The 26404-nt window shown below is 54.2% G+C and carries 22 protein-coding genes; 11 read left to right on the top strand and 11 right to left on the bottom strand.

Going from position 1 to position 26404, the window contains the following annotated elements; translation table 11 throughout:
* Positions 1-7: 7 nt before the first annotated feature.
* Positions 8-1450 carry a sensor histidine kinase gene (locus QMZ30_RS13455; protein WP_283227752.1) on the bottom strand — a complete coding sequence of 481 codons (1443 nt, stop codon included), beginning with the start codon at positions 1448-1450 and terminating at the stop codon, positions 8-10.
* Positions 1450-2166 carry a response regulator transcription factor gene (locus tag QMZ30_RS13450; RefSeq protein ID WP_283227751.1) on the bottom strand — a complete coding sequence of 239 codons (717 nt, stop codon included), beginning with the start codon at positions 2164-2166 and terminating at the stop codon, positions 1450-1452. The genes QMZ30_RS13455 and QMZ30_RS13450 overlap by 1 nt, the downstream gene beginning before the upstream one ends.
* A gap of 151 nt (positions 2167-2317) precedes the next feature.
* Here QMZ30_RS13450 and QMZ30_RS13445 point away from each other — a divergent pair, with 151 nt between their 5' ends.
* From QMZ30_RS13445 to QMZ30_RS13435, 3 genes are read left to right on the top strand one after another with little or no spacing between them, the layout of a single operon-like run.
* Positions 2318-2917: a cytochrome b/b6 domain-containing protein gene (locus tag QMZ30_RS13445; RefSeq protein ID WP_283227750.1), complete on the top strand. Its 600-nt coding sequence runs from the start codon at positions 2318-2320 to the stop codon at positions 2915-2917.
* Between the two features lie 2 nt (positions 2918-2919).
* On the top strand, positions 2920-3708 hold the full coding sequence (locus QMZ30_RS13440) for a molybdopterin-dependent oxidoreductase (protein WP_283227749.1): 789 nt from the start codon (positions 2920-2922) through the stop codon (positions 3706-3708).
* Positions 3709-3738: 30 nt separating this feature from the next.
* The gene (locus QMZ30_RS13435; protein WP_283227748.1) at positions 3739-3978 is read left to right on the top strand and encodes a pentapeptide MXKDX repeat protein; all 240 of its coding nucleotides are present in this window, start codon (positions 3739-3741) and stop codon (positions 3976-3978) included.
* 45 nt (positions 3979-4023) lie between these two features.
* Here QMZ30_RS13435 and QMZ30_RS13430 read toward each other — a convergent pair whose 3' ends face one another.
* Both QMZ30_RS13430 and QMZ30_RS13425 read right to left on the bottom strand, forming a co-directional pair.
* Positions 4024-4509 carry an RrF2 family transcriptional regulator gene (locus QMZ30_RS13430; RefSeq protein WP_039336968.1) on the bottom strand — a complete coding sequence of 162 codons (486 nt, stop codon included), beginning with the start codon at positions 4507-4509 and terminating at the stop codon, positions 4024-4026.
* A gap of 174 nt (positions 4510-4683) precedes the next feature.
* The gene (locus tag QMZ30_RS13425) at positions 4684-5868 is read right to left on the bottom strand and encodes an MFS transporter (protein ID WP_283227747.1); all 1185 of its coding nucleotides are present in this window, start codon (positions 5866-5868) and stop codon (positions 4684-4686) included.
* Positions 5869-6024: 156 nt separating this feature from the next.
* On the opposite strand from QMZ30_RS13425, the gene tus reads away from it, so the two are divergent.
* Positions 6025-6951 (top strand): DNA replication terminus site-binding protein, encoded by a 927-nt coding sequence (gene tus / locus QMZ30_RS13420; RefSeq protein ID WP_283227746.1) that lies wholly within the window; start codon positions 6025-6027, stop codon positions 6949-6951.
* 87 nt (positions 6952-7038) lie between these two features.
* Here tus and fumC read toward each other — a convergent pair whose 3' ends face one another.
* Entirely contained in the window at positions 7039-8436 is a 1398-nt protein-coding gene (fumC, locus tag QMZ30_RS13415; RefSeq protein WP_039333599.1) for a class II fumarate hydratase, read from the bottom strand.
* A 197-nt stretch (positions 8437-8633) separates the two neighbouring features.
* Between fumC and manA the strand changes: the two genes are divergently transcribed.
* Both manA and QMZ30_RS13405 read left to right on the top strand, forming a co-directional pair.
* Positions 8634-9809, top strand: coding sequence for a mannose-6-phosphate isomerase (gene manA, locus QMZ30_RS13410; RefSeq protein ID WP_283227745.1), 1176 nt, complete (start codon positions 8634-8636; stop codon positions 9807-9809).
* Positions 9810-9937: 128 nt separating this feature from the next.
* A complete protein-coding gene (locus QMZ30_RS13405) occupies positions 9938-11437 on the top strand; it encodes a YdgA family protein (protein WP_283227744.1) in 1500 nt (499 codons plus the stop codon).
* 126 nt (positions 11438-11563) lie between these two features.
* On the opposite strand, the gene malI is transcribed toward QMZ30_RS13405, so the two are convergent.
* Positions 11564-12589: a Mal regulon transcriptional regulator MalI gene (gene malI / locus QMZ30_RS13400; RefSeq protein ID WP_283227743.1), complete on the bottom strand. Its 1026-nt coding sequence runs from the start codon at positions 12587-12589 to the stop codon at positions 11564-11566.
* 179 nt (positions 12590-12768) lie between these two features.
* Here malI and malX point away from each other — a divergent pair, with 179 nt between their 5' ends.
* The 3 genes from malX to add all read left to right on the top strand — a co-directional run bounded on the left by malX (position 12769) and on the right by add (position 16650).
* On the top strand, positions 12769-14358 hold the full coding sequence (malX, locus tag QMZ30_RS13395) for a maltose/glucose-specific PTS transporter subunit IIBC (RefSeq protein ID WP_283227742.1): 1590 nt from the start codon (positions 12769-12771) through the stop codon (positions 14356-14358).
* 5 nt (positions 14359-14363) lie between these two features.
* Positions 14364-15533, top strand: coding sequence for a MalY/PatB family protein (locus tag QMZ30_RS13390; RefSeq protein ID WP_283227741.1), 1170 nt, complete (start codon positions 14364-14366; stop codon positions 15531-15533).
* A gap of 118 nt (positions 15534-15651) precedes the next feature.
* Positions 15652-16650 (top strand): adenosine deaminase, encoded by a 999-nt coding sequence (gene add, locus QMZ30_RS13385; protein WP_058973616.1) that lies wholly within the window; start codon positions 15652-15654, stop codon positions 16648-16650.
* 142 nt (positions 16651-16792) lie between these two features.
* Here add and QMZ30_RS13380 read toward each other — a convergent pair whose 3' ends face one another.
* From QMZ30_RS13380 to QMZ30_RS13360, 5 genes are all read right to left on the bottom strand, one after another.
* Positions 16793-17833: an oxidoreductase gene (locus QMZ30_RS13380; protein WP_283227740.1), complete on the bottom strand. Its 1041-nt coding sequence runs from the start codon at positions 17831-17833 to the stop codon at positions 16793-16795.
* Positions 17834-17910: 77 nt separating this feature from the next.
* Complete coding sequence (gene araC, locus QMZ30_RS13375) at positions 17911-18828, bottom strand: arabinose operon transcriptional regulator AraC (protein WP_283227739.1); 918 nt, start codon at positions 18826-18828, stop codon at positions 17911-17913.
* Positions 18829-18889: 61 nt separating this feature from the next.
* Positions 18890-19876, bottom strand: a complete 987-nt coding sequence (gene araH / locus QMZ30_RS13370) for an L-arabinose ABC transporter permease AraH (RefSeq protein WP_039330999.1) — start codon at positions 19874-19876, stop codon at positions 18890-18892.
* A 17-nt stretch (positions 19877-19893) separates the two neighbouring features.
* Positions 19894-21417: an L-arabinose ABC transporter ATP-binding protein AraG gene (gene araG, locus QMZ30_RS13365; RefSeq protein ID WP_283227738.1), complete on the bottom strand. Its 1524-nt coding sequence runs from the start codon at positions 21415-21417 to the stop codon at positions 19894-19896.
* 130 nt (positions 21418-21547) lie between these two features.
* Positions 21548-22531, bottom strand: a complete 984-nt coding sequence (locus QMZ30_RS13360; RefSeq protein WP_283227737.1) for an arabinose ABC transporter substrate-binding protein — start codon at positions 22529-22531, stop codon at positions 21548-21550.
* Between the two features lie 366 nt (positions 22532-22897).
* Here QMZ30_RS13360 and QMZ30_RS13355 point away from each other — a divergent pair, with 366 nt between their 5' ends.
* A complete protein-coding gene (locus tag QMZ30_RS13355; RefSeq protein ID WP_283227736.1) occupies positions 22898-24574 on the top strand; it encodes a ribulokinase in 1677 nt (558 codons plus the stop codon).
* Positions 24575-24584: 10 nt separating this feature from the next.
* A complete protein-coding gene (gene araA, locus QMZ30_RS13350; RefSeq protein WP_283227735.1) occupies positions 24585-26075 on the top strand; it encodes an L-arabinose isomerase in 1491 nt (496 codons plus the stop codon).
* Positions 26076-26404 lie beyond the last annotated feature (329 nt).

Raw genomic sequence — 26404 nt, 5'->3', positions numbered from 1 at the left:
CCCTTTTTTATAGCGGGACGAAAAGCTGGAAGCAGGCACCGGGGGCGGGTTTTAGCGCAATGTCTCCGCGATGCAATTGCAACATACGCCGGACGATCACCAAGCCTAATCCCCCATTGTCACGGCGATTCGGGTCGATGATGGAGGGCCGTTCAAACAGCGTCTGGCTGACTTCCGGGGAGATGCCAGGGCCATTATCTTCCAGCTCCATCATCACTTTTTGATCCTCGAGCCATAGACGCAGGGTGATGTGCCCACCCGACGGCGTATGGCGGATGGCATTATCAACCAGATTGGTCAGAACACGCTCAATCATCGACATATCCGCATCAATCAAAGGCAATCCCGTCTCAATATCCACGGTTAAATGAAGACTGGATTTCTCTAAGGCCAGCTCAAATTTCTGGATCACATCCTGAACCAGGTCCGGCAATGAAAAGCGTTCATATTGCGGCGTGACAACGCCATGTTCAAGGCGGGCTAACTCAAACAGCTGCTGGGCCAGCATGCCGACTTTTTCACTCTGGGTGAGCGCGATGTGCAGGTATCGACTGCGTTCCGCCTCGGTTAAGCGACTGGCTTTCACTGAAAGCGTTTCCAGATAGCCCTGAATCGACATCAGCGGTGTACGTAAGTCATGCGAAATGTTGGCGACAAATTCACGACGCTGCTGATCTTTCAACTCCAGCTTCTCGACCTGTAAGGCGATACGCTTGGCCATATCAATAAACGCATTGTGTAATTGAGCGACTTCATCATGTTGTGGTGAATGGGGTTCTGCGGCAAGAAGGTGTAGCGCATCTTCACCCGCAGTCACTTTTTGTGTGAGTTTTCGCACCGGTCTCGTCACCCAATAGTAGGCAACCGCTCCTGCCACCAATCCCAGCAGGACGATCACCACGACTGACCAAAGCATCGCGCTGCGCAGTACCGATAATTTCATCCCCTGCTGAAGAGATTGATAATTCTCCCCCTGCAAAATCACATAGAGATAACCCTCTGTGCTGTTGCCATTAAGGATCGGCGCCACGCTGAACACTTTATGGGTGGATGTGGAACGAGGATCGTCACCATAGACGGGCAGCGGCACCCCCTCCAGCAACTTTTGCAGCGGCCGGACGTCAACACGATCTCGGTGCACATGCCCCGCTGGCGCATCATTGGCCAGGATGCGTCCCTGTGCATCCAACAGATAAACCTCAACGCTGGGGTTATAGGACATCATCTGGCCAAACAGCTGTTTCAGGGCTGGGCCATCGGTATTTCCGGCATTCATCAACACACTGCTTTTGGCGATGGACGCCGCCAGATCCCGCGACAAGTTCTGGATCATCGCGTCGCTATACTGCTGGCGATTATTGTCTTGAATCAAAAGAATAAGCGCACTGCTGATCAGCAGCATCAGCGCAAAGACCAGCGTTAATCGTTGGGTGAGCGACAGGCGCTTCATCAGGCATTGTCTCCCTCATCTGGCACCACAAATTTGTAGCCCTGCCCCCACACGGTGAGTATCCAGCGTGGTTCCGCCGGGGTAGCTTCAATTTTGAGGCGCAAGCGGTTGATATGCGTATTCACCGTGTGTTCATAGCCTTCATGCTGATAGCCCCACACCAGATTCAACAAGCTGAGTCGCGAGAAGACCTTCCCCGGATGACGGGCAAAATGGTAAAGCAGCTCGAACTCGCGTGGTGTTAACTCAATCGGCGTCTGTGCTAATTTGACTTCACGCGCGACGGGATCAATGCTCAGGCTGCCAAGGCGAAGATTTCCAGCATCCTGACGGAGATTTTGGCTCATCGCTTCCTGGCGGCGGAACAGCGCTTTCACTCGCGCCACCAATTCCAGCATGGAGAAGGGTTTCGTTAAATAATCATCCGCGCCCAGTTCAAGACCCAGTACTCGATGCACCTCACTGGCTCGCGCACTGATCATCACAATCGGCGTGTAATGCGGCAAGTTACGCGCACGGCGACAGAGTTCCAGCCCATCCACACCGGGCAACATAATGTCAAAAATCAGCGCATCCCAGCGCTGGCTCTCCAGCAGTTGACTGCCTTTGTCGCCATCCGCTGCATGAGTAATATCAAAGCCTTCATCGCGCAGGTGAATGTGCAACAGCTCTGCGATATTCCCATCATCTTCAACAATTAAGATTTTCTTTGCCATGTTTGCCGCCTCAATGAACTCCTTTTCATCTTATACAGATTCGACTTCGCGAGTTATCACATTTTGTTTAACTCTGCGTGAGGACTCTGTGATCAATCGCGACGCAAAATCTCTCCATTCCAAACGGCATAGCGGTAGAAGGAGAAAAATAATGAAAAGCCACAACCGTAAAAATATTCATCCGCTTTGGCTGAGAGCCACTCACTGGATAAATGCCGTTACTATGGTGCTGATGATTCTTAGCGGCTGGCGAATTTATAATGCTTCACCGTTATTTCCGTTCTCCTTCCCAAATGAATACACCTTGGGTGGTTGGTTGGGTGGCGCATTACAGTGGCACTTTGCTGCGATGTGGATGTTTGCCGCCAATGGCATTCTCTATCTCACATTGAATATCATCAGCGGGCGTTTTCGCCAACGGTTCTTGCCATTAAGCCTCCCTCAATTATGGCAGGATGGAATATCTGCATTGCGAGGACATCTCAGCCATCACGATTTAAGCCAATATAATATGGTGCAGAAGTTCGCCTATTTATTGGTTGTCATTGACGGAATGCTATTAGCCATTTCAGGCTTGGTGCTGTGGAAGTCAGTGCAGTTTCCTTTCCTGCGAGAAATATTAGGTGGCTACGACACTGCACGGTTCATCCACTTCTTCGCCATGGCCTTTTTATGCGCTTTCGTCGTCATTCATCTGATCATGGTCGCGCTGGTGCCTAAAACGTTATTACTGATGACGCGCGGACGTTAACAATGGCCAATAAAAACATTCAGCTTTCAGACAGTGACAAAGAGGCTTTGGTTAAGGACGCGACAACCCTGCTGGCAAAACAACTGTCAGGACATTCGCGACGCAATTTTCTGCGCATGGGATTAACCGTGGGCGGCGTAGCCATGCTGAGCGGGTGTGACATTGATAATAATCCAGACATCGAAAGCGTCTTAAGTCGCATGTCGCGCTTTAACGACCGCATTCAGGGGTGGCTATTCAGTGGGTATAAAATGGCACCTGAATATACATTGCAGGATATCACCCGTCCCTTCCCGTTTAATGCTTTTTACGGTGAAGAGGATATTCCACAAATTAACGGTGATGATTACCAGTTGCAGATTGGTGGGCTGGTACGAGATAAGCGCAGTTGGCGACTACCCGAGTTATATCAATTATCACAGCATGAACAAATCACGCGCCATATTTGCGTTGAAGGATGGAGTGCCATTGGCCGCTGGGGCGGCGTACGCTTCAGTAACTTCCTGCAATTGATTGGTGCAGACACCAAAGCAAAATATGTCAGTTTCCGTTGTGCAGATGACTATTACACCAGCATTGATATGGCATCGGCGCTCCATCCGCAAACGTTATTGGCTTTAACCTGGGATGGCCACTTATTGCCGCCGAAATATGGTTATCCGATGAAACTGCGTATCCCAACCAAACTCGGATACAAAAATCCAAAACACATTATTTCAATAGAAATCACCAACCGCTTCACCGGTGGCTACTGGGAAGACCAAGGCTATAACTGGTTTGGCGGCAGTTAATCTCCCCTAAAACCCTGTAAGGAAATGAAGATGAAAAAGATTATTGCAACGCTGTTCACTGGCGCACTGTTGATGGCTGCTTCAGGTGCATATGCCGCTGACACTATGGCGAAAGATGGCATGCAAAATGAAAGCGCGATGTCTCATGACGGCATGAAGAAAGACAGTATGAAAAAGCCGATGAAAAAACATGACGGGATGAAGAAAGACGGCATGGGAAAAGACGGTATGGCAAAAGATGAAATGTCTAAGGATGGGATGTCAAAATAAGTGACTGGGTTACCGGGTTTATGCCCGGTAACCGTTTGGTTAACCTCAGCGAGATTTTTTGCAGAGATCTTCGATTTCAAGATCGGGCAGTTCTTCGCAGCTGCTGGTATCATGTTTCTTCAGTTCAGCCAGTGCATCTGCCACTGTGCGCGTTTCCAGCACTTTCAGTGAGGCCTCTTCCGCCTCTTCCGCAATCGATTTGAAGTACCAGCACAAGTTAGCACTAACCAGGCAACGGGGTGCGACATCGGGGCGTGAAGCCCAGAGCTTTTTATCTTCAATGACCGAGGTATAGATATCACGCAGCGTGATCTCCGCAGCAGGGCGACCGAGATGAATCGAACCGGTACGGCCAAGCGTAGAGACGATGATGCCATCGCGCGTTAACGGAACCATAAGTTTCCGAATGAAACTGGGGTTCGCTTCAAGACCATAAGCCAGTATGGCACTGGTCGAGCGTTTACCCAGTTGCTCCGCCATCGCTACGCTCAAAACCATCTGCAAAGCTGTCGGGAAGCGGTAATCTAGCATTTCTGTATCCTGAGTTGCGGTCTATCTTATTGTTTTCATGCCGCGGCAGTGAGTAATCAATGAGCAATAAATATAACAAACACTGTTGCTTTTTAGAAGCCAGCGACTGTGATCAAGGCACGTATTCATCATTTGATCAGGCAGAAGCGCACAGGCTGCTTAGTTTACGGCTCGCTATGATGCTTGCGGGTCAAGCGGGGGCAATTTATGCTTCAGCACCCAGACTAACAGCACATTGGTTAACGCCAACAGGCACAGCAACCAGAGTGTCGCGTTCGCGCCGAATTGCTGAAAAATGTATCCTCCAACCAGCGGCGTTAACGCCTGGCCAATCAGTGCTGGCCGCGCCATGCGCCCCACCACAATTGCGTAAGCCTCTGGTTTGACCATCACCAGCGGTAAAGTTCCGCGCACAATCGCACGTAAACCATTTCCCGCGCCGTAAAGCACCATACTCACCAGCGCAAACTGTGGATAGCACGTCAGTAAGATCAAACCTATCGCCACTAATCCCACGGAAAAAAACGTTGTCCAGATAGGATGCCCGCGTTTGAAAGCGATATCGACAATGCGCGATCCAACCTGGCACGGGCCCAAAATGGCGCTGATCGCTAACGCGGCCGTCAGTGAATGACCGCTGGCCTGTAACAGGCTGATCAACTGCACCGAAATGGCCGTCATGATCACCGAAGCGAGGGTGAAAATGCTACATAGCAACCAAAACAGCGCGGGCGCCAGTTCATCTCTTCCGGTACCTTTATTCGCGGCTGCTTTCGTGGTGGATCGAGTGGGCGCGGGCAGCGCATATAAATAAGCCGGTAATACGGCGAGACACAACAATCCTGCGATGGCAAAACACGCGCCGCGCCACTCCAGCCAGTGGATCAGCAACGCGGTACCCGGCCACACCAGCGAGGTACAAAAACCGGAAATCAGCGTAATACCGGTGATCGCCCCTCGCGCCTGCCCGCCATACAACGTACCGAGGGTAGCAAACAGCGAATCATACAGGCCCATCGCCATCCCGATACCGATAATCAGCCAGGCAAAGAGAAACAGCAGCAGATGGTGGCTCAACCCCATGATCACCAGCCCTATTGCCATCACCGCCCCGCTGGATGCCAGCAACACCCGCCCATAAGAACCTGAAATCAGTCTGCCGCTCAACGGTGCGAGCAAGCCCGATACCAAAATACCCAGCGACAGCGCGCCGTAGACCCACTGCTGTGACCAGCCGGTTTCCGCCACAATCGGGTTGGCCATCACGGCCATCAGGTAAAATGAACCGCCCCACGACAGGATTTGCACCAGTCCCAGTGTGACAATGGCAGATACAGCAGGCTTAGGGTGATGCTCCACGACTTTTTTCCGTTAGCAGGCAAAGCGTTGTTATAACACGTTCATCCTACTGGAAAAATGTCTGTGTGCCCTGCTTCGCGAAATCCGGTTTTTCAGCTGGCAGATCGGCACCAATTGGTTTAACGTTAATGGCATGTTGTAACTATAGAGCGTAACATGAGCCGCTATGACTTAGTCGCCGATCTGCATGAGTGCGTCAATACCCTGGAATTGAGTCTCAGGACCCTGCGCCAGCAGGTGGAACAGCAACCGCTGTTGATCGCGCGTGCGTTTAGCCTGCCTGAAATTGAGAAAGGCCATGAGAATGATGAGATTGATCGAATTGCAGTGACACAGCATCTCGGCCAGAAAGCGCGTGACATGGCGCTTACCCATTATTGCCGTCTGTTTATGCAGGATCAGTCGGAGAAACTCAGTACCAAATCCGCCGTGCGGTTGCCGGGTGCGATCTGCATTGAAGCAGATGAAGCCACCAGCGAACACATCAGCCAGCAGGTGGCGGATATCAATGCCCTGAAACTGCGCCTTGAGCACTTAATTACCGTCGAGTCCGGCCTACCGAGCGAAGCGCGCTTCGAGTTTGTGCACCAGCATCTGCGCGGCTTAATTACCTTGAATGCCTATCGTAGCGTCACCTTGCTCCATGCCCCGGACAGCCTGCGTTTTGGTTGGGCGAATAAGAATATTATCAAAAACCTCACGCGCGAGGCGGTGGTGGAGCAACTGGAACGCAGTCTTAAGGCCAACCGCGCCCAAGCCCCGTGGACACGCGAACAGTGGGCCGAGAAAGTGCAGCAGGAACTGGAGATGATCCTGTCCTTGCCTGCTGACGCCAGGCTGAAGATTAAACGACCGGTCAAAGTCCAACCCATCGCTCGCGTCTGGCGCGCCAGTAATAAGAAACAGGTGCAACTCGCCTGCCCTTCACCGCTGCTGGTGCTGTGTCGCGATAAGACGCAGGTGCCGATTTTGGGGGAATTACTGGATTACGATGCTGATAACGTCGCCCATCGCTACAAACCGCTGGCGCAACCGCTGCATCTGGTGATCCCACGGCTGCATTTATGGAGCGACAGGCTGTAAGCTGGCAAAAATGATTTAGACAACCTGTCCTTTTTGGCAACACGCACTGAAGCTGATGAGCAGGCCAGCATCATGCTGGCCTACACATTATTGCTTCATGCTGCCAACCATCTCTTCCGGTCGCACCCACTCATCGAACTGCTCTTCGGTCAGATAGCCGAGTTTCAGTGCAGAGCCTTTCAGCGTCAGCCCCTCTTTATGCGCTTTCTTGGCGATTTCCGCCGCTTTGTCATAGCCGATATGGGTATTCAGCGCGGTCACCAGCATCAGTGATTCATTGAGTAACTGATCGATGCGCTCACGCACCGGTTCGATACCCACGGCGCAATGGTGATTGAAGCTGTCCATACCATCAGCCAACAGGCGAATCGATTGCAAGAAGTTGTGGATCACCATCGGACGGAACACGTTCAATTCAAAGTTACCGGACGCGCCACCAATGTTCACCGCTACATCATTGCCCATTACCTGGCAGCACAACATGGTCAGAGCTTCACACTGTGTCGGGTTCACTTTGCCCGGCATGATTGAGCTACCCGGTTCGTTCTCGGGGATAGCCAGTTCGCCAATGCCGCAACGTGGACCCGAGGCTAACCAACGGACGTCATTAGCAATTTTCATCAATGAGGCGGCCAGACCTTTCAGCGCACCGTGCGCATGCACCAGTGCATCACAGGTCGCTAAGGCTTCAAACTTGTTGGGTGCCGTCACGAAAGGCTGCTGAGTCAGATCGGCCAAGGCTTTCGCTACGCGAACAGCATATTCCGGATGGGTATTCAGGCCGGTACCCACGGCGGTCCCGCCCAGCGCCAGTTCAGCCACATGCGGAATGCTGTGTTCGATGTGCTTGAGGTTGTGTTCCAGCATCGCTACCCAGCCAGAAATCTCCTGGCCTAGTGTCAAGGGTGTGGCGTCTTGAAGGTGGGTACGACCAATTTTGACGATGTCCTTAAAGGCTTCAGACTTCTCGCTCAGGGTCTTTTTTAGCACATGAATCTGCGGAATCAGCTGCTCCCGCACGGCGATGACCGCGGCCACGTGCATGGCGGTGGGGAACACGTCATTGGAGCTTTGGCTCTTGTTGACGTCATCGTTTGGATGCACCAAACGTGACATGCCACGCTCGCCGCCAAGAATCTCACTGGCGCGGTTGGCCAGCACTTCATTCATGTTCATGTTGGTCTGGGTACCGGAACCGGTCTGCCAGATCGCCAGCGGAAACTCTTCACTGTGTTTATCGGCTAACACTTCGTCAGCAGCTTTCAAAATCGCGTCTGCACGTTCCGCCGGTAGCAGGCCGAGATCGCGGTTAACCTGCGCCGCCGCGCGCTTGGTCAACGCCAGTGCGTGCACCAGTGCGACTGGCATTTTCTCGGTGGAAATACGGAAATGCTCCAGCGATCGCTGGGTTTGTGCGCCCCATAACTTATCTGCCGGTACTTCGATCGGTCCCATTGAATCTTTTTCAATGCGATTAGCTGCCATGACTACGTCTCCTTAGCTCAGATTTTGAGGTTTCCGCTCAGGTCGTCTTCCCGCGACGCCAATGAGCGAGCAAGATTGTCACATACAAGAAATTAACATTATGCGAGCCTGTCGCGCTTATTGCACTTGTTGATGTATTTTCTATGGCACTTTCTGCTTTAATAAGCCTATTTACTTACGGTTATTAAGGGTAAACGATGCAAAAATTGAACAATTCGCTGCAAAATTACGCTTGGGGCAGCAAAACTGCACTGACCGAACTTTATGGCATTGCCAATCCGCAAGGATTGCCGATGGCGGAACTGTGGATGGGTGCCCATCCGAAAAGCCCTTCAACAGTTGAAATCAACGGAGCAACCCGTTCGCTGCGCGATGTCATCAATGACGATCAGGCGAGCGTGCTGGGTAAAGCGGTGGCGGATCGCTTTGGCGAGTTACCCTTTCTGTTTAAAGTGTTGTGCGCTGATCAAGCCCTCTCCATTCAGGTTCACCCGAGTAAATCCGCCGCAGAAGCAGGCTTTGCTCGTGAAAATGCCGCCGGAATTCCACTCAGCGCCGCCGAGCGCAACTACAAAGATGCCAACCATAAACCTGAACTGGTCTATGCCCTGACACCGTTTCAGGCAATGAACGGCTTCCGTGAAATGCATGAGTTGGTTTCATTGCTGGAGCCTGTTGCGGGCGCGCATCCGCAAATTGCCCATTTTCTGGAAAATGCCAATGAAGATAGCCTCGCGAAGCTGTTCTCTACGCTGCTGTCACTGAAAAGTGATGCGAAGTCTCTGGCATTGGGGGTGCTAAAATCGGCGCTGAATTCACGTGAAGGCGAGCCATGGCAGACCATCAAATCGATCGCACATGATTATCCAGACGATACTGGCCTGTTCTCCCCGCTGCTGTTGAATGTGATCACCCTGCAACCGGGTCAGGCGATGTTTCTGTTTGCCGAAACGCCGCATGCCTATCTCAAAGGCGTTGCGCTGGAAGTGATGGCGAACTCCGATAACGTGCTGCGTGCAGGTTTGACGCCGAAATTTATCGATATTCCAGAATTAATGGCGAACCTGAAGTTTGAGGCCAAACCGGCTGCGACGCTGCTGACGCAACCGCAGCAACAGGGGGATACCCTCAACTTCCCGATCCCGGTCGACGATTTTGCCTTTGCCATCCACGCCCTTTCCGCCACGCCGCAATCTCTGGCGCAACAGAGTGCTGCCCTGCTGTTCTGCATTGAGGGTCAGGCGGTGGTAGAGAAATCAGGTGAACAGCTGGTATTAAAACCGGGTGAATCTTGCTTTATCGCCGCGAACGAGTCACCGGTTAACGTCGCGGGCACCGGACGCCTGGCGCGCGTCTTCAACGCGCTCCACTGATCCGGCTGACGCTGCCAGCATTAACTGCTATTCTTTCAAACTATTAATTTAAAACGCCTGCGGGCGTTTTTCTTCACTCGGCGCCCCTCATAACGGCGTGCGGACCCAAGGATAAGGACGACTCAGCGATGAAAAAGACCAAGGTAGCCGTAGGTGTGATTGTAGCGCTCGGCGTGATCTGGACAGGTGCTTCCTGGTTTACCGGCAAGCAGCTGGAAAGCCACATGGATCAGATGTTACAAAACGCCAATACGCAGTTGAATGCCTATGCACCGAACAGCCGCCTGACGCTTAGCTATCAGGACTATCAACGCGGTGTCTTTAGCAGTAAAACCAAGCTGGTGATTCAGGCCAGCTCGCAAACGGAAGATAATCCGCTGCTGAAGCCGGGTCAAAGCATCGTGCTGAACGAAACCATCGATCACGGCCCCTTCCCATTCGCCCAACTCAAGCGTGGCAGCCTGATCCCCAGCATGGCATCGGTTCATACCGAACTGGAAAACACCGATGCTGTGAAGAAACTGTTTGAACTGACTAACGGTAAATCACTGGTCACCGCCGATACTCGTGTTGGCTACAGCGGCGCAACGGATACCTCGCTGGATCTGCTGGCCGTGGATTACAACAACGCGCAGACTGGCGATCGCCTTGCCACCAATGGCGGCACGCTGGAGATCAGTGCGGACAGCAAAGGTGACAAAGTCAGCCTGAATGGCGACTTCTCCAGCATTGCCGTCACCAGTAAAAATCAGGTTGAGCAGCCAGTGCTGTTCACCCTCAACGGCCTGAAGTTGAATGGCGATACCCATCTTAGCCCGGAAGGTGTGCGCGTCGGCGATCAGTCCATCAGTCTGGATAAACTCAACGCCAGCATCAACGGACAGGAAGGTTTGTCACTGGAGAAGCTGGATACCAAGTCATCCTTTGATAATAAAGACGGCAAGATCGGCGGCAATCTGGATGTGAATGTCGGCAACATCAGCTTGCAGAAACAGCCGTTTGGCGAAGCGAAACTGGCGATGAAGTTTTCGCAGTTTGACGCGCAGGCAGTGAAAACCTTCTCGGATAACTACAACGCGCAGATGCAGGCATTGCTGAATCAGCCTGGTGTGACGGAAGATCCGGTGCGCTATCAGGCCAGTGTGCAAAACATCCTGAAAGCGAACCTGCCGACCCTGTTAAAAGGCTCGCCAAATATCAGCATTGCGCCACTGAGCTGGAAAAATGACAAAGGGGAAAGCACCTTCAACCTCACTATTGGTTTCAACGATCCAGCCACTGTGACCGGTGAAGCCCAGAACCTCGGTGCCGCCGTTGACCGCGTATTGAAATCGCTGGATGGCAAACTGAACATCAATATGCCAATGGCAACCGAAACCATGCGCCATGTGGGCCTGGCAGAAGGTTATCAGGGTGATGATGCGCAGAAACTGGCGGATCAGCAAGTGAAAGGACTGGCGGCGATGGGACAGATGTTCCGTCTGACACAGCAGCAGGATGATAACATCACCACCAGCCTGCAGTATGGCAACGGCCAGGTGACGATGAACGGTGACAAGATGTCGCTGGAGCAGTTCCTGTCACGCTATATGCTGGGCGCACAGACCAGTGAAGGCATGCCGGAGTAAGATGCGCTTTCCAGGTGCGCATGAATGCGCACCTGACGAAAAACGCGCACGATCGTCGAAGGGTCACCATCAATGGTGACCCTCATGCGATTAAGTGACAGTCACTTCACCATCAATTTCGCCGCCTCACCCTCCGCGCACTAACAGCGGCGGCACAATTAAGGTTTGCACGTCCTCTTCCGGCTGCGACAAGCGCTGCAATATTCGTTCAGCCGCACGACGGCCGACTTCCCTCGCCTCGCTACTGACAAAGGTTAAAGAGCCATCATAGGATTCGCGTTGCGGATCGTCATTGAAGCCCACCAGCGCCATCTTTTGCGTGAAATAACTGTCGACCGCGTCTTCCCCCAATGAACGACCACTGTGCAGCGCGCCAAAATAGCAGCCAAGCGTGGTGCTGGCGTTGTGGGCAATAATGGCAGTGATGCGCGGATGGTGATGCAGCAGGTCCTGGGTTAAGGTCGAGACACTCTGTTGGCGTTCGTCACACTCAATAATCCAGTCCGGGCGAAACGGCAGTCCGTATTGCACTAAGGTGGCACAATAGCCGCCAATCCTCTCGGCGCGGGTTAACGATGAACCCAATCCCCCGACCCAGGCAATGCGCTGATGGCCCTGGCGAATCAGATATTCAGTCGCGATACGTGCGGCCTGGCTGTTGTCCGGACGCAGCGAATCCACCTTCTCCAGGCTGCTGGCACGGGCCGCGCAGATCACAGCAATGTTCTGCTCCCGTGCCTGCACAATTAACGTCTCCGCCTGCGCCACCGCGCCGCCAAGCACAATGCCATCGACACCCTGCGCCGCCAGGGAATCAAAACAGCGCTGCAGATTTTGCCCGTGCTGACCACTTTGCGTCAGCACTAACACTTTACCCTGCGCCTCAAGGACTTCACTCAGACCGGCGGTCATCGCGGCATAAAAGGGTTGGCTGAGATCGCGAACGATCAAGCCAATCACCCCGCTCTCGCCGCCGCGCAAAATCGATGCTGAACGGTTACGCACATAGCCGAGTTGTTCAATCGCCTGGTTGACCCGCTCTGCCGTCGCCGATGAAATGCGCCCTTTACCCGAGAGCACCAGCGAGACAGTTGAGACCGATACCCCGGCAGCCTTCGCGACATCGTGGATAGTGGTTTTTTGCTGGGACATCGCGTTCCGTTTCCAACAACTGATGAAGAAACAAAGAGGTAAAACGTTACACTGATTCCAGCAAAAATAAAGCCCAGCATTAGTCATGCTTTGTGACTATAAACACAAAAACGCTTGGTAAAACGTTTTATCATTGTTTACCTAATTGATTACTTGCCCCCTTTTTGCCAGGAGAGACTATGTCCGCCAGCCGACCCAAAATGTCACTTTGGGAATTTTTCCAGAGTCTGGGTAAAACCTTTATGTTGCCTGTTGCCCTGCTGTCGTTCTGCGGCATCCTGCTGGGAATAGGCAGCTCACTCAGCAGCCATGATGTGCTGACGCTGATCCCGATGCTCGATCAGCCACTGCTGCAATACCTGTTTATCTGGATGGCTAAGCTGGGCTCATTTGCCTTCAGCTACTTGCCGGTGATGTTCGCGATTGCTATCCCGCTGGGCATGGCGCGTGAAAATAAAGGCGTGGCCGCCTTCGCCGGTTTTGTCGGTTATGCCGTGCTCAACCTCAGCGTCAACTTCTGGCTCAACATCAATGGCATTTTGCCTACCACTGATGCGGCCGTGCTGAAAGCCAATAACGTACAGAACATTCTCGGCATTCAGTCGATCGACACCGGTATTCTCGGTGCGGTGATTGTGGGTGTGGTGGTGTTTTGGCTGCATGAGCGCTTCCACAATATCCGTCTGCCGGACGCATTGGCCTTCTTTGGTGGCACGCGTTTTGTACCCATTGTGACCACGGTGGTGATGGGCCTGCTGGGCCTGGTGGTGCCATTGATCTGGCCATTCTTTGCCCGTGCGATAACCGGTTTAGGTTGGGTCATTAACAGCGCAGGTGAGTTTGGTCCGATGATCTTCGGTACCGGCGAACGTTTGCTGCTGCCATTCGGTCTGCAACATATTCTGGTGGCCATCATCCGTTTCACTGATGCCGGCGGCACCCTGGACGTGTGCGGCAAAAGTGTCAGCGGGGCGTTAACCATCTTCCAGGCACAGTTAGCCTGCCCAGAGACACATGGCTTTGCCGAGAGCGCCACGCGCTTCCTGTCACAAGGCAAGATGCCAGCCTTCCTCGGAGGTCTGCCAGGTGCGGCGCTGGCGATTTATCACTGCGCCCGTCCTGAGAATCGCCATAAAATTAAAGGATTGCTGATCTCTGGCGTGGTGGCCTGCGTGGTCGGTGGCACCACCGAACCGATTGAATTCCTGTTCCTGTTTGTCGCGCCCGTGTTGTACTTAATCCATGCACTGCTGACCGGTTTAGGTTTTACCGTGATGGCAATCCTCGGCGTGACCATTGGTAATACCGACGGTAACGTCATCGACTTCTTCGTATTTGGCGTGCTGCACGGCCTCTCCACGAAGTGGTATTGGGTGCCGGTGATCGCTGCCGTGTGGTTTGTCGGGTATTACGCGATTTTCCGTTTCGCCATCACTCGCTTCAATATCAAAACCCCCGGCCGCGAAGCAGAAACCAACAGTGTTGAACAACAGGTGAGTCGTGCTGGCGTGGGGAAATCCGGTTACAACACACCGGCTATTCTGGCGGCACTGGGTGGCATTGAAAACATCACTTCGCTGGATAACTGCCTGACCCGCCTGCGCTTGTCCATCGCGGACATGAGCAAAGTGGATGATGCCGCGTTGAAAGCCAATGGCGCGATTGGCGTGGTCCATCTCAATCAAACCAGTTTGCAAGTGGTGATTGGCCCACAAGTCCAGTCGGTAAAAGATGAGATGGCACACCTGATGAGCACCTCGGTGGCATGATGGATATGTTTGATTTTAATCGTGTGGTGGATCGCCACGGCAGTTGGTGTACGCAATGGGATTTTGTTGCTGATCGCTTCGGCGTGGCGGATCTGCTGCCTTTCACCATCTCAGATATGGATTTCGCGACCGCGCCTTGCATTCTTGATGCCCTGCAACAGCGTGTGGCGCACGGTGTGTTTGGCTACAGTCGCTGGCAGCATGATGATTTCCTCGCTGCCCTGCAGCACTGGATGCAGACTCGCTTTAACACAACCGTCGCCGCCGAGTCACTGGTCTACGGCCCGTCGGTGATCTACATGGTGGCGCAGATGCTGCGCCACTGGACCCAGCCCGGTGACGAAGTGCTGATCCATACACCAGCTTACGATGCGTTCTACAACACCATCAACGGCAACCAACGCCGCGTGCTGGAACTGCCTCTACAGCGTCAGGGCAACAGCTGGCATTGTGATATGGCTCAGTTGGAGACACTGCTGGCGCGGCCGCAATGCAAAGTGATGCTGCTGTGCAGCCCTCACAATCCTACTGGCAAAGTGTGGCAGAAGGCGGAATTGCAGCAGATGTCCTTGCTGTGCGAACGTCACGGTGTGAAGGTGATCAGCGATGAGATCCATATGGATATGGTGCTGGGCGCGGAACGCCATACGCCGTGGAGCGAAGTGGCGCAGTCCGGATGGGCGCTGTTCACCTCTGCGTCGAAGAGCTTCAATATTCCGGCGCTGACAGGGGCCTGGGGCATCATCCCAGATGCCACCGATCGCCAGGCGTGGTTCCACGCGCTCAAACAGCAGGATGGTTTGTCGTCTCCGGCGGTGATGGCCGTCGCTGCTACCATCGCAGCCTATCGTGAGGGTGCGCCCTGGCTCGATGCGCTGCGGGACTACCTGAAGCAGAATATGCAGCATATCGCCCTGCGACTGAATGGCGTATTTCCGGATCTCGACTGGCAGCCGCCTGCGGCAACCTATCTGGCATGGATTGACCTTAATCCCCTCGGTATTGATGAGCAGGCCCTGCAACAGCAGTTAATCCATCACTACAAGGTGGCGATCATGCCGGGTTCTACTTACGGCGAAGCCAGCCGAGGGTATTTGCGTCTTAATGCTGGCTGCCCGCGCAGCAAGCTGGATGAGGGTCTGGATCGTTTGCTGGCGGCTTTACACGCCGGTTAATAGCCTGTGGATGCTGATTATTTCAGCATCCCTTTCTCGCTTTGCGCAAATCACTGGCGCTGTTGCGCAAGATGTTTTTATAATGCTCTGCACTTTATGTAACTTTAGCGAGTGCGACATGATTGACCTGAAACTCCCCCTGACTGACATCCACCGCCATCTTGATGGCAACATCCGCGCACAAACTATTCTTGATTTAGGCCGCCAGTTTAATCTTGCGCTGCCTGCTCATACCCTCGATGAACTGCGTCCGCACGTGCAAGTCACCGCCAACGAACCGGATTTGGTCAGTTTCCTGCAAAAACTGGATTGGGGCGTAAAAGTATTGGGCGATCTCGATGCCTGTCGCCGCATTGCACTGGAAAACGTCGAAGACGCCGCACGTGCAGGTATTCACTACGCTGAACTGCGCTTCTCGCCGGGTTACATGGCCATGACCCACAATCTGCCGATTGCCGGCGTGGTTGAAGCAGTCATTGATGGCGTGCGTGCAGGCGCAAAACAGTATGGTGTGGATGTCAATCTGATCGGCATCATGAGCCGTACCTTTGGTGATGAAGCCTGTCTGCGTGAACTGGAAGGTTTACTGGCACACCGTGATGGCATCACGGCGGTGGACCTTGCTGGCGACGAGTTAGGTTTCCCAGGCAGTGAGTTCCTCAGTCATTTCAATCGCGCCCGTGACGCCGGTTTCCGAATTACCGTGCACGCCGGTGAAGCCGCTGGCCCAGAAAGCATCTGGCAGGCCATTCGTGAGCTGGGTGCTGAGCGTATCGGCCACGGTGTGAAAGCGATTGAAGATCGTGCGCTGATGGATTTCCTCGCCGAGCAGCGCATTGGCGTGGAGTCATGCCTCACGTCAAACATTCAGACCAGCACCGTTGCCTCGCTGGCCACCCATCCGCTGAAGGCCTTCCTGCAGCATGGCATTCTCGCCACCATCAATACGGATGATCCTGCAGTTCAGGGTGTGGAACTGGCACACGAGTATCAGGTAGCAGCACCGCAGGCAGGGTTAACCGTCGCAGAGATGCGTCAGGCGCAGGAAAATGGCGTGACCATTGCCTTCCTGAGTGATGCAGAGAAAGCGGCGCTGCGAGCGCGCGTCGCGGGATAAATAATAAGGTGCGCATAAATGCGCACCCACCATATTGAGCCACCCTAAAAGGTGATTATCCCAATCTGCACATCATAAATTGTACGGTCACCATTTCGGGTGACCGTTTCAATCAAAGCACAGCCTTTATCAGGTTATCTTGTTACCTCAGCGACATCGTCTGGCGCTTCTCGGCAGACTGCAGACCCAGTTCGATCAGCTCCATCACCTGAATGGCCTCTTCAGCCTCGACCGGGTTTGCTCCGGTGCCGGCAATCGCATCACGAATGCCTGCATAGTAGGCTGGATAGTTGCCCGGCAGCGTTAACAGCTCTTTTTCCACCATCACATCGCCTTCCGCCAGCGTCAGTGTGCCGTTGCGCATGTCGTAGCCCCAGTCCTCACGCGGTGGACGTTCGCCCGCTTTCAGACGATCTTCCTGCGGGTCCAGGCCATATTTCACGTAGCTGCCACGCGTGCCGTGCACCACGAAACGCGCTGACTCAGCCGCCACCAACATGCTGGCGTGCAGCACCACGCGGCGGGTAGGATAAGTCAGTACCGCATGGAAGTAGTCGGTGGTTTGTGCGCCTGGGCGCAGCTCGGCCATATCCACATTGATGGCCACCGGGGGTCCAAACAGCTGAAGCGCCTGGTCCAGCACATGCGGCCCCAGATCAAACCAGATACCGCTGCCCGGCCCTTTCATCTCACGCCAGCGCTGACGCACTTCAGGACGGAAACGGTCAAAATGAGATTCCAGATAACGCACATCGCCCAGCGTACCGTCCGCCAGCAAGGTTTTCAGCGTCAGGAAATCGCTGTCCCAACGACGGTTGTGGAATACCGACAGCAGCAGCCCTTTGGCTTTGGCTAACGCGTCCAGTTCACGCGCTTGTGACAACGTCACGGTAAACGGTTTATCGACAACCACATGCTTACCGGCATTGAGCGCTGCTTTTGCCAGCGGGAAGTGGGTATCGTTCGGGGTAGGAATTACAATCAGTTGCAGTGTCGGGTCATCCAGCAGTGCTTGCGGATCGGCCACCACCTGCACCGATGGCCAGTCAGCGTGCACTTTGCTGGCATCGCTGCTGGAGATCGCGGCCAGTTCAACGCCCGGCGTTCCGGCGATCAAAGGTGCATGGAAGGTTTTACTGGCAAAGCCGTAGCCCATCAGGCCGACACGTAATTTATCGCTCATTCTCATTCCTCTTGTTCGTTACCAGACTGATTTAAGACGAATCAGTCAGTAAGAACAAGGTGGAATCACCTGAAAACTCAGGAGATCGCACTCCGTGCCGATTGCCAGCTCTCCTGAGCCACTAAAGCATCGTGTGCATCCTGGCTACGCCGACGGAAATCACTGGGGCTGACACCCACCCGTTTGCGGAACACGCGAGAGAAATAGAGTTGGTCGTCATAACCCACTTCACGACCGACCGAGGCAATCGGCTCCTGGGTGGTTTGCAGCAGCAGCTTGGCGCGGATAACGCGCTGATCCTCGCGCCAGCGCAGCAAGTTGATACCCATTTGCTCACGGAACAGATGCGCCAGCCGCGAAGGCGATAAACAGACGTGCCGTGCCACTTCCTCAATTTTGACTTCACTCGCCAGATGATTGGTGACGTACTGGCAGGCCTCAATCACGCGCGGATCGCGGATTTGCTGATGGCTCCGTGGGTCCTCTTCCACGGCTCGCAGCAGCAACCGTTCGAGCAGATTCATTGCCAGTTCTTCCGCAAAGCGACGCCCCGAATTGTGCGTCTGTTCGATACTGGCAAACAGGCGATCGAATTCAGCACGCTGCGCCTCAGACAGGCGTAAGCGCCCTACGCCCTGGCTCTCATCCTGCCACTGCAGCCAGTCGGTCCAGTAAGCGCGTGGGCGGAAATAGACCCAGCGATGGAACCAACAAGGGCTGTCCGGGGAACGTCCATAGTAATGTGGCGTTTTTGGCTGGAACAGCAGCAGGTCACCCGGCTCACAATTAAAAGCCGATTCACCATCAAATACCCGGCCCTGACCTTTGATGGTCAGATTCAGGATGTAGCCCTTCATACCCAGAGGGCGGTCAATAAAGAAATCCAACTGATCGTTGGCATTAATTGGCGTCAGCCCCGCCACCAGCCAGGCGTTGAACGGGTAGCCCGGTAATAAGGGGTTCTGCTGCTCATTTGGCGGTTCACGATGGTACATAGTGCCCTCACTGAAACGTAAATTGCGGGCGGCCTGGAGGCCGCCGCTACAGAATCCAGCATTAGATCGCTTTATTTTTCTGTTTGTAGCGGTCAAAAATCACCGCCGCTAACAGTATCAAACCGCGCACCACATACTGTGAGAACGGCGAGATATTCAATAAATTCATCGCATTCTCTACCGTGCCTAAAATCAGTACCCCGGCCACCACATAGGAAATTTTGCCGATGCCACCTTTCAGTGACACACCGCCGAGCACGCACGCTGAAATCACAATCAACTCATAACCCAGCGATGTCATCGGCTGGCCGCTGGTCATACGTGATGCCAGAATAATGCCCGCTGCTGCCGACACCAGACCTGACAAAATAAAGATGATGATGCGCGTGCGCACCACCGGCACCCCAGCCAGTCTCGCCGCTTCTTCGTTGCCGCCGATCGCCAGCGTATTACGACCAAAGGTGGTTTTGTTGAGCAGGAAACCAAACACAATCATAGTGGCAATGGTGAGCCAGATGGGGGCCGGCACACCCAACCAGTTGGCGTAGCCGAGGGTAAAGAAACGTTCATCTTCAATACCCACCGCTTTACCATCCGAGAAGATGTACGCCAGGCCGCGCACAATCTGCATCGTCGCCAGGGTGGTGATCAACGCATTGATCTTTAGCCGGGCAATCACAAAACCGTTGATAAACCCGGTGGCCATGCCCAGCAGCAAACCCGCTGCCACGCCAATCCATAGGCTTTCCGTCATGTTGATCACGACAGCGGTGACCACGCCAGCGCAGGCGATTACAGAGGCGACAGACAAGTCGAAATCGCCGGAAGCGAGGCAGAACAGCATGCCGCACGCCACCATACCCGACATCGACATTGCCAGCCCCAGCCCTTTCATGTTGATCAGTGAACCAAAATTCGGCACAAAGATCGCGCAGACGATAAACAGCAGCGCGAATACCACCAGCATGCCGAAGTTGTCCCAAATCCGCCCCAATTGCAGACCATGGCGCTGCGCAGGTGGCGTGTTGGAAGTGGTAGATGAAGCCATTGTTGCTCTCCTTTACATCAGGCCACGGCGGCCGCTTGAGTGGTTTTCGGCATCGCCAGGCTTAGCGTCAGCTGTTCCGTGGCCGCGTCGTGAGTGAGTTCACCGGCAATTTCCCCTTCGCGCATCACAATGATGCGGTCCGCTAAGCCCATCACTTCGGGCAGATCGCTGGAGGCAAACAGCACCGCGATCCCTTTATTAGCCAGCTGATAAATCAGGTTGTAGATTTCGTGTTTAGCGCCGACATCAATACCCCGCGTCGGCTCATCCAGCAGGATCACGTTCATCTCTTCCGACAACCAGCGGCCCAAGATAGCCTTCTGCTGATTACCGCCGGAGAGATTCATGATCAGCTGTTGCGGGCCGGGGGTTTTGATGTTCAGCGAACGGATGTGGATATCGGCGTTTTTTGCTTCCCAACTGGCATTAATCAGGCAACCGGCGGTGAGATTGTGACGACGCGCACTGATGTTGATGTTGTCTCGCACCGAGTGCACCGGGATGATGCCTTCAGACTTTCGATCTTCCGGGCACAACATGATCCCAGCGCGAATGGCATCAATCGGCTGGCGAATGTTGAGCTGTTTGCCATCCAGCGTCACCGTACCGCCACGCAATTTGGTGGCACCAAACAGCCCTTTCATCAATTCGCTGCGCCCGGCGCCGACCAGCCCAAACAAACCGACAATTTCACCGGCTCTCACCTGGAGGGAAATCGGCATGCGCACGCCCTTCGCTTCGACGTTTTCCAGCTGCAGGCGTACCTTGCCGAGTGCGCGTGGCGCGTAGCCGTAGATATCACCGAGATTGCGCCCGACCATGGCCTGCACCAAATCATCGTGATCGGTATTTTTCATGTCGGTAAAGGTGCGCACATAGCGGCCATCTTTAAACACCGTGATGGCATCGCTCAGGGCAAAGATCTCTTCCATACGGTGCGATACGTACAGCACCGTGCGGCCTTGGTCGCGCAGTTGTCGGATTACACGGAACAGATGCTCAATTTCACGTGCCGAGAGCGAACTGGTCGGCTCATCAAACGCGATGATGCGTGCATTGCGCGCCAGCGCTTTCGCAATCTCCACCATCTGCCATTGCCCGAGCGACAGATACTTCAAAGGCATATCCGGGTCGATATCCATGCCGAGGTTTTTGAGCTGTAAATCGGCCTCGTAGCGCAGCAGCTTGCGATTAACCAGGCCGCGCTTGTGTGGCAGTTGCCCGAGATAGATGTTCTCCGCGACGCTCATTTCCGGAACCAGATGCAGTTCCTGGTAAATAATCGCCACGCCCGCATCCAACGCCTCAACGGTGTTGTTGAAGGTTTTCACCTCCCCTTTAATACGGATTTCACCCTCTGTGGGCTGATAGCTGCCGCTCAGAATTTTTAACAGCGTCGATTTCCCGGCACCGTTTTCGCCCATCAGCGCGTGCACTTCCCCGGCGCGGCACTGGAATGAGATGTCCTGCAGCGCTTTCACGCCGGGAAAGGTTTTGCAAATGCCATGAAAAGAGAGAAAAGCGGAATCAGTGCTATTCATGGAAACTCCTAAACTAAACCTGCGTAGCGGCGCAATTCATTGCGCGTCCGTCAGCGATTTTTCCGCGTCTAACATGCGCGATGAATCACGCCGCTACGGAATGTGCCTAATTCAAAGTGAGTACGACGGCTTACATCAGCCCTTTCTTCGCCAACTCAGTTTTAAAGTTGTCGCGGGTGATCAGCACCACATCTGTGACTTCGGTAAATTTCGGTGGCTCTTCACCTTTGGTCACCCAGTTGTAGAGCATCTGGCTGCTCTTATAACCGTGCACATCCGGGCTAGGCAGCAGTGAACCGTAGAAGCCAGTGGGTGCGCCTTTTGACAGTTCACTGACCGCATCCACGCCGTTGATACCAATGCCGATCACGTCAGGGGCTTTAAAGCCTTGCCCCTCCGTCGCACGCACGCCGCCCAACACGGTGTTGTCATTCATGCCAACAATCAGCCAGTGTTTGACTTCTGGATGCTGCACCAGCAGTGAGTTACCGGCATCAAAGGCGCCAGGGATATCATTCGATTTGGTGGGGACCTGATAGATCTGTTTTTCCGGGAAGCCGGCTGCTTTCAACGCATCCATCGAGCCGCCAGTACGACGACGCGCGGTATCCAGTTCGTTCGCAGTGATCGCCATCACGCCGGTCTCTTTCGCGTCCCAACCGCGTTTTTGCATCTCTTTGTACAGTTCCTGCCCCTGACGCTCGCCAATCTTGGTCGCGGCCATCATCACCAGCGGCACGGTATCCATTGGCTTGCCTTTAGCGGTGACGAACTGGTCATCTACCGCGATGACTTTCAGGCCATAACCGCGCGCTTTGGCGGCAATGGCAGACCCCAACTTGGGATCGGGCGTGCAGATCACGAAACCTTTGGCACCGCTCGCCGCCAGGCTGTCGATGGCATTTAGCGTTTTCTCGCCATCAGGCACGGCGATTTTGATGACCTCAAAGCCGAGATCTTTGCCCGCTTTGTCGGCGAATTTCCATTCAGTCTGGAACCAAGGCTCCTCCGGTTGTTTAACCAGGAAACCGAGTTTCATGGTCTCGGCGATAGCGGATTGTGACATAACCGCGGCGAGACCTACCGCCGCCAGCGCTTTAGTGAATTTATGCATGATGCTCTCCGGCACAATGGTGTTTTATCGCTGTTAATAACGAATCGGTGTAAACGCTACCAATCAGATTTCACGTTCGGGTACAGCGCAAAATCAGCGCGTTAGCTCAAGGTTTGTACAAAGGGTGCGCAAACGCTGGGCTAGTTGTAGCGGGAATGGAAAGGAAAAATGTAGAGCGGTATCACATCCCAAAACGATGACAAAATCCTCCATATATTCAGCGAAATTAACCAGTCATTAACTTTTGCTGCCGATCACACATCCTCGTCGATAGCAGAAAAGTGCATGTTCTCAGCCAGCGATGACTAACCGCTTAAACAGCCGCATTCCAGGATAGAGCCAGATAACTCACACAGGAGAATCCCAATGGGTGCTGGCGCCATAACAATTGGGCTGGATTTTGGCAGTGACTCGGTACGTGCCCTCGCCGTCGAGTGCCACAGTGGTAAAGAGCTGGAAAAAGCCGTGGTGAACTATCCACGCTGGGCGAAGGGTGATTTCTGTGATGCGCACGCCAATCGCTTTCGCCATCATCCACAAGACTATATTGATGCGTTAGAACAGGCGGTAGTCGCGGTAGTGCAAGCGTTATCACCACAACAGCGTGCAGCCGTGGTCGGTATCGGCGTCGATTCCACGGGTTCCACACCCGCCCCGATTGATCGTGACGGCCAGGTTCTGGCGTTAAGACCGGAGTTCGCCACCAATCCGAATGCCATGTTCGTGCTGTGGAAAGATCACACCGCTATTGAAGAAGCCGAAGAGATTAATCAGCTGTGCCGTAACGGTCATTTCACTGATTACACCCGCTACATTGGCGGTGTGTACTCATCGGAGTGGTTCTGGGCCAAGATTCTGCACGTGTCACGCTGCGATACTGCGGTGCGTGACGCGGCAGTGTCTTGGGTGGAACTGTGCGACTGGGTCCCCGCTTTGCTGAGCGGTAACACAGCGCCAGCACAGTTGCGTCGTGGACGCTGCGCCGCCGGACACAAATCGCTGTGGCATCCGGAATGGGGTGGCTTACCGCCCGCCGATTTTTTCCGCGCCCTCGATCCTTTGCTGGTTGAGCAGCTCGATTCTCCGCTGTTTACCGATACCTACACTGCCGATGTGCCGGTCGGCACGCTCTCTGCTGAGTGGTCGCAGCGTTTGGGATTATCGCAACAGGTGATCCTGTCTGGCGGCGCATTTGATTGCCACATGGGAGCGGTAGGCGCGGGTGCACAGCCTTATACCTTGGTGAAGGTGATTGGCACCTCCACCTGCGACATCCTGATAGCTGATAGCGAAAAAGTCGGTGACCGCGCGATTAAAGGTATTTGCGGACAGGTAGATGGCAGCGTAATGCCGGGTGCCATCGGCTGCGAAGCGGGTCAGTCCGCATTTGGCGATATCTATGCCTGGTTCAGTCGCCTGCTCGGCTGGCCACTGCAGCAGGCCGTGGCGCGTCATCCCGAATTACAACCGCAGCTAGCCGCAATGCAACAGGATTTAATCCGTTCGTTGACAGAAGCCTGGGCCGCCGATCCGCAGCTAGACCATCTGCCGGTGATCCTTGACTGGTTCAACGGTCGTCGCACGCCAGATACCAATCAGCGTTTGAAAGGGGTGATCACTGACCTGAATCTGGGTACCGATGCTCCCGCGCTTTTTGGCGGTCTGGTCGCGGCCACCGCCTTTGGCGCGCGCGCCATCATGGAGTGTTTCGAACAGCAGCAGATCCCGGTCGAGAGCATCCTGACGCTCGGCGGGATTGCGCGTAAATCCCCCGCCATCATGCAGGCATGCTGCGATGTGATGAACCGGCCCTTGGATATTGTCGCCTCCGATGAGTGCTGCGCCTTAGGTGCGGCCATTTTTGCCGCCGTGGCTGCCGGCGTGTATACCGATGTGCCTGCTGCCCAACAGGTGATGGCCAGCCCAATTGCCGTGACATTGCAGCCCAACAGCCTGCGCGTAGCGGGCTATCAGCAACTTTATCAACGTTATCAAAACTGGTGCCAGGCTGCTGAACCGCAGTACGCCGCATCCGCCAAGTAAGGAGCAGTAAATGGAACAGAACGTTTGGTTTGTGATTGGTACTCAGCACCTCTACGGAGCGGAAACCTTGCGCCAGGTGGAGCAGCACGCTCGCCAGGTGATGGACGGCCTGAATCAGGCAGGTAATTTACCGGTGCCGCTGGAGTTGAAACCGTTGGTGAAATCTCCAGATGAAGCGCTCGCGTTGTGCCGCGAAGCCAATCACGATAATCAATGCGCCGGTATCATCACCTGGCTGCATACGTTTTCTCCCGCCAAGATGTGGATTGGCGGCCTGAGCATCCTGAATAAACCGCTGCTGCAATTCCATACCCAGTTCAACGCGGAGATTCCGTGGGACAGCATGGATATGGATTTTATGAACCTCAACCAAACCGCGCACGGCGGTCGTGAATTTGGCTTTATTGGCGCCCGCATGGGCTTACAGCACAGCGTGGTGACCGGCCACTGGCAAGATAAAACCAGCCAGCAACGCATCGCGCGCTGGATCAACGCCGCACTGGCAAGGCAGGCCAGCCAGCAGCTGAAAGTCGCGCGCTTCGGCGACAATATGCGTGAAGTGGCCGTTACCGAAGGCGATAAAGTCGCCGCACAGATTCAGTTCGGCTATTCGGTCAATGGCTGGGGTGTCGGCGATTTGGTCGAGGTGGTGAATAGCGTCAGCGAGGGGGAAGTGAGTGCGCTGATTGACGAGTATGAGAGTCAGTATCTGTTTAGCGATGCCGCATCAGTTAATGGCGATAAGCGCCAGAACGTATTGGATGCCGCACGCATCGAACTGGGGTTAAAACGTTTCCTCGACGATGAAGGCTGTAAAGCGTTCACTACCAACTTCCAGACTTTGCATGGCATGACACAGTTGCCCGGTTTAGCGGTACAGCGCCTGATGGGGCAAGGCTATGGTTTTGCAGGTGAAGGTGACTGGAAAACGGCTGCACTGCTGCACATCCTGAAAGTCCAGGCCGGGGACCGTGCTGGTGGTACCTCGTTTATGGAGGATTACACCTACCACTTCTCACCGGGCAACGATCTGGTGTTAGGTTCGCATATGCTGGAAGTGTGTCCGTCGATTGCTAAAGAATCCAAGCCGTTGATTGACGTGCAGTTCCTCGGCATCGGCGGCAAAGCTGATCCCGCGCGCATGATCTTCTCAACGCCAGCAGGCCGTGCAGTGAATGCCAGCGTGATCGATATGGGGGATCGCTTCCGTCTGCTGGTGAATGTGGTCGATGCCATTGAACAGCCCAAACCCCTGCCGAAATTGCCGGTTGCCCGCGCGCTGTGGCGTGCACAACCCTCGCTGGCGACAGCATCTGAAGCCTGGATTCTGGCGGGCGGTGCTCACCATACGGTGTTTAGTCAGGCTTTAGATCTGGACGATATGTACCTGTACGGCGAACTGAACGGCATTGAAGTGTTGGTGATCGATGAAGAGACACGTTTGCCCGCGTTTAAAGACGCACTGCGCTGGAACGAGGCGTATTACCGACTGGCGCGTTGATAAGGTGATTCGGTGAATGAAGCCGCGAAAGATTCGCGGCTTTTTTATTGTTTAAACCGTGCATATCAGTCAACAAAGGCGGGCGTTGCGTAAAGTCGGCGTGAATACATCCCTGTAGCCTCGACCGCCGCATCCCTGCGGCGGACGCTTTACTCCACTACCCGCCTTTGTTTCCTTACTGAAAATCTCGTGCGTTTTGCTAAGACATAAAAACATGCAAGGAACGTCAACACGATCTCGGGCCACAGCAATGACAATGCTCAAAGCCCCGTAAAGGCCAGCCCGAAGAGCAAAGCGTCCGCCGCCGGGATGCGGCGGCCGATCTGCAT

The organism is Pantoea sp. EA-12, from assembly GCF_030053355.1.
GTDB classification, from domain to species: Bacteria; Pseudomonadota; Gammaproteobacteria; order Enterobacterales; family Enterobacteriaceae; genus Pantoea; species Pantoea vagans_C.
Note: the sequence above shows the minus strand (reverse complement) of the source record. Positions and strands in the feature narration are given on the sequence as shown.

Bases quoted from the DNA above. Each gene is read 5' to 3' on its own strand.
- malX (WP_283227742.1), top strand. From the start codon at position 12,769: ATGTCCGCCAGCCGACCCAAAATGTCACTTTGGGAATTTTTCCAGAGT.
- araC (WP_283227739.1), bottom strand. From the start codon at position 18,828: ATGTACCATCGTGAACCGCCAAATGAGCAGCAGAACCCCTTATTACCG.
- QMZ30_RS13430 (WP_039336968.1), bottom strand. From the start codon at position 4,509: ATGCTAGATTACCGCTTCCCGACAGCTTTGCAGATGGTTTTGAGCGTA.
- araA (WP_283227735.1), top strand. From the start codon at position 24,585: ATGGAACAGAACGTTTGGTTTGTGATTGGTACTCAGCACCTCTACGGA.
- araG (WP_283227738.1), bottom strand. From the start codon at position 21,417: ATGAATAGCACTGATTCCGCTTTTCTCTCTTTTCATGGCATTTGCAAA.
- fumC (WP_039333599.1), bottom strand. From the start codon at position 8,436: ATGGCAGCTAATCGCATTGAAAAAGATTCAATGGGACCGATCGAAGTA.
- QMZ30_RS13440 (WP_283227749.1), top strand. From the start codon at position 2,920: ATGGCCAATAAAAACATTCAGCTTTCAGACAGTGACAAAGAGGCTTTG.
- QMZ30_RS13435 (WP_283227748.1), top strand. From the start codon at position 3,739: ATGAAAAAGATTATTGCAACGCTGTTCACTGGCGCACTGTTGATGGCT.
- QMZ30_RS13380 (WP_283227740.1), bottom strand. From the start codon at position 17,833: ATGAGCGATAAATTACGTGTCGGCCTGATGGGCTACGGCTTTGCCAGT.
- tus (WP_283227746.1), top strand. From the start codon at position 6,025: ATGAGCCGCTATGACTTAGTCGCCGATCTGCATGAGTGCGTCAATACC.
- add (WP_058973616.1), top strand. From the start codon at position 15,652: ATGATTGACCTGAAACTCCCCCTGACTGACATCCACCGCCATCTTGAT.
- QMZ30_RS13455 (WP_283227752.1), bottom strand. From the start codon at position 1,450: ATGAAGCGCCTGTCGCTCACCCAACGATTAACGCTGGTCTTTGCGCTG.
- QMZ30_RS13355 (WP_283227736.1), top strand. From the start codon at position 22,898: ATGGGTGCTGGCGCCATAACAATTGGGCTGGATTTTGGCAGTGACTCG.
- manA (WP_283227745.1), top strand. From the start codon at position 8,634: ATGCAAAAATTGAACAATTCGCTGCAAAATTACGCTTGGGGCAGCAAA.
- QMZ30_RS13450 (WP_283227751.1), bottom strand. From the start codon at position 2,166: ATGGCAAAGAAAATCTTAATTGTTGAAGATGATGGGAATATCGCAGAG.
- QMZ30_RS13405 (WP_283227744.1), top strand. From the start codon at position 9,938: ATGAAAAAGACCAAGGTAGCCGTAGGTGTGATTGTAGCGCTCGGCGTG.
- malI (WP_283227743.1), bottom strand. From the start codon at position 12,589: ATGTCCCAGCAAAAAACCACTATCCACGATGTCGCGAAGGCTGCCGGG.
- QMZ30_RS13390 (WP_283227741.1), top strand. From the start codon at position 14,364: ATGTTTGATTTTAATCGTGTGGTGGATCGCCACGGCAGTTGGTGTACG.
- QMZ30_RS13445 (WP_283227750.1), top strand. From the start codon at position 2,318: ATGAAAAGCCACAACCGTAAAAATATTCATCCGCTTTGGCTGAGAGCC.
- araH (WP_039330999.1), bottom strand. From the start codon at position 19,876: ATGGCTTCATCTACCACTTCCAACACGCCACCTGCGCAGCGCCATGGT.
- QMZ30_RS13360 (WP_283227737.1), bottom strand. From the start codon at position 22,531: ATGCATAAATTCACTAAAGCGCTGGCGGCGGTAGGTCTCGCCGCGGTT.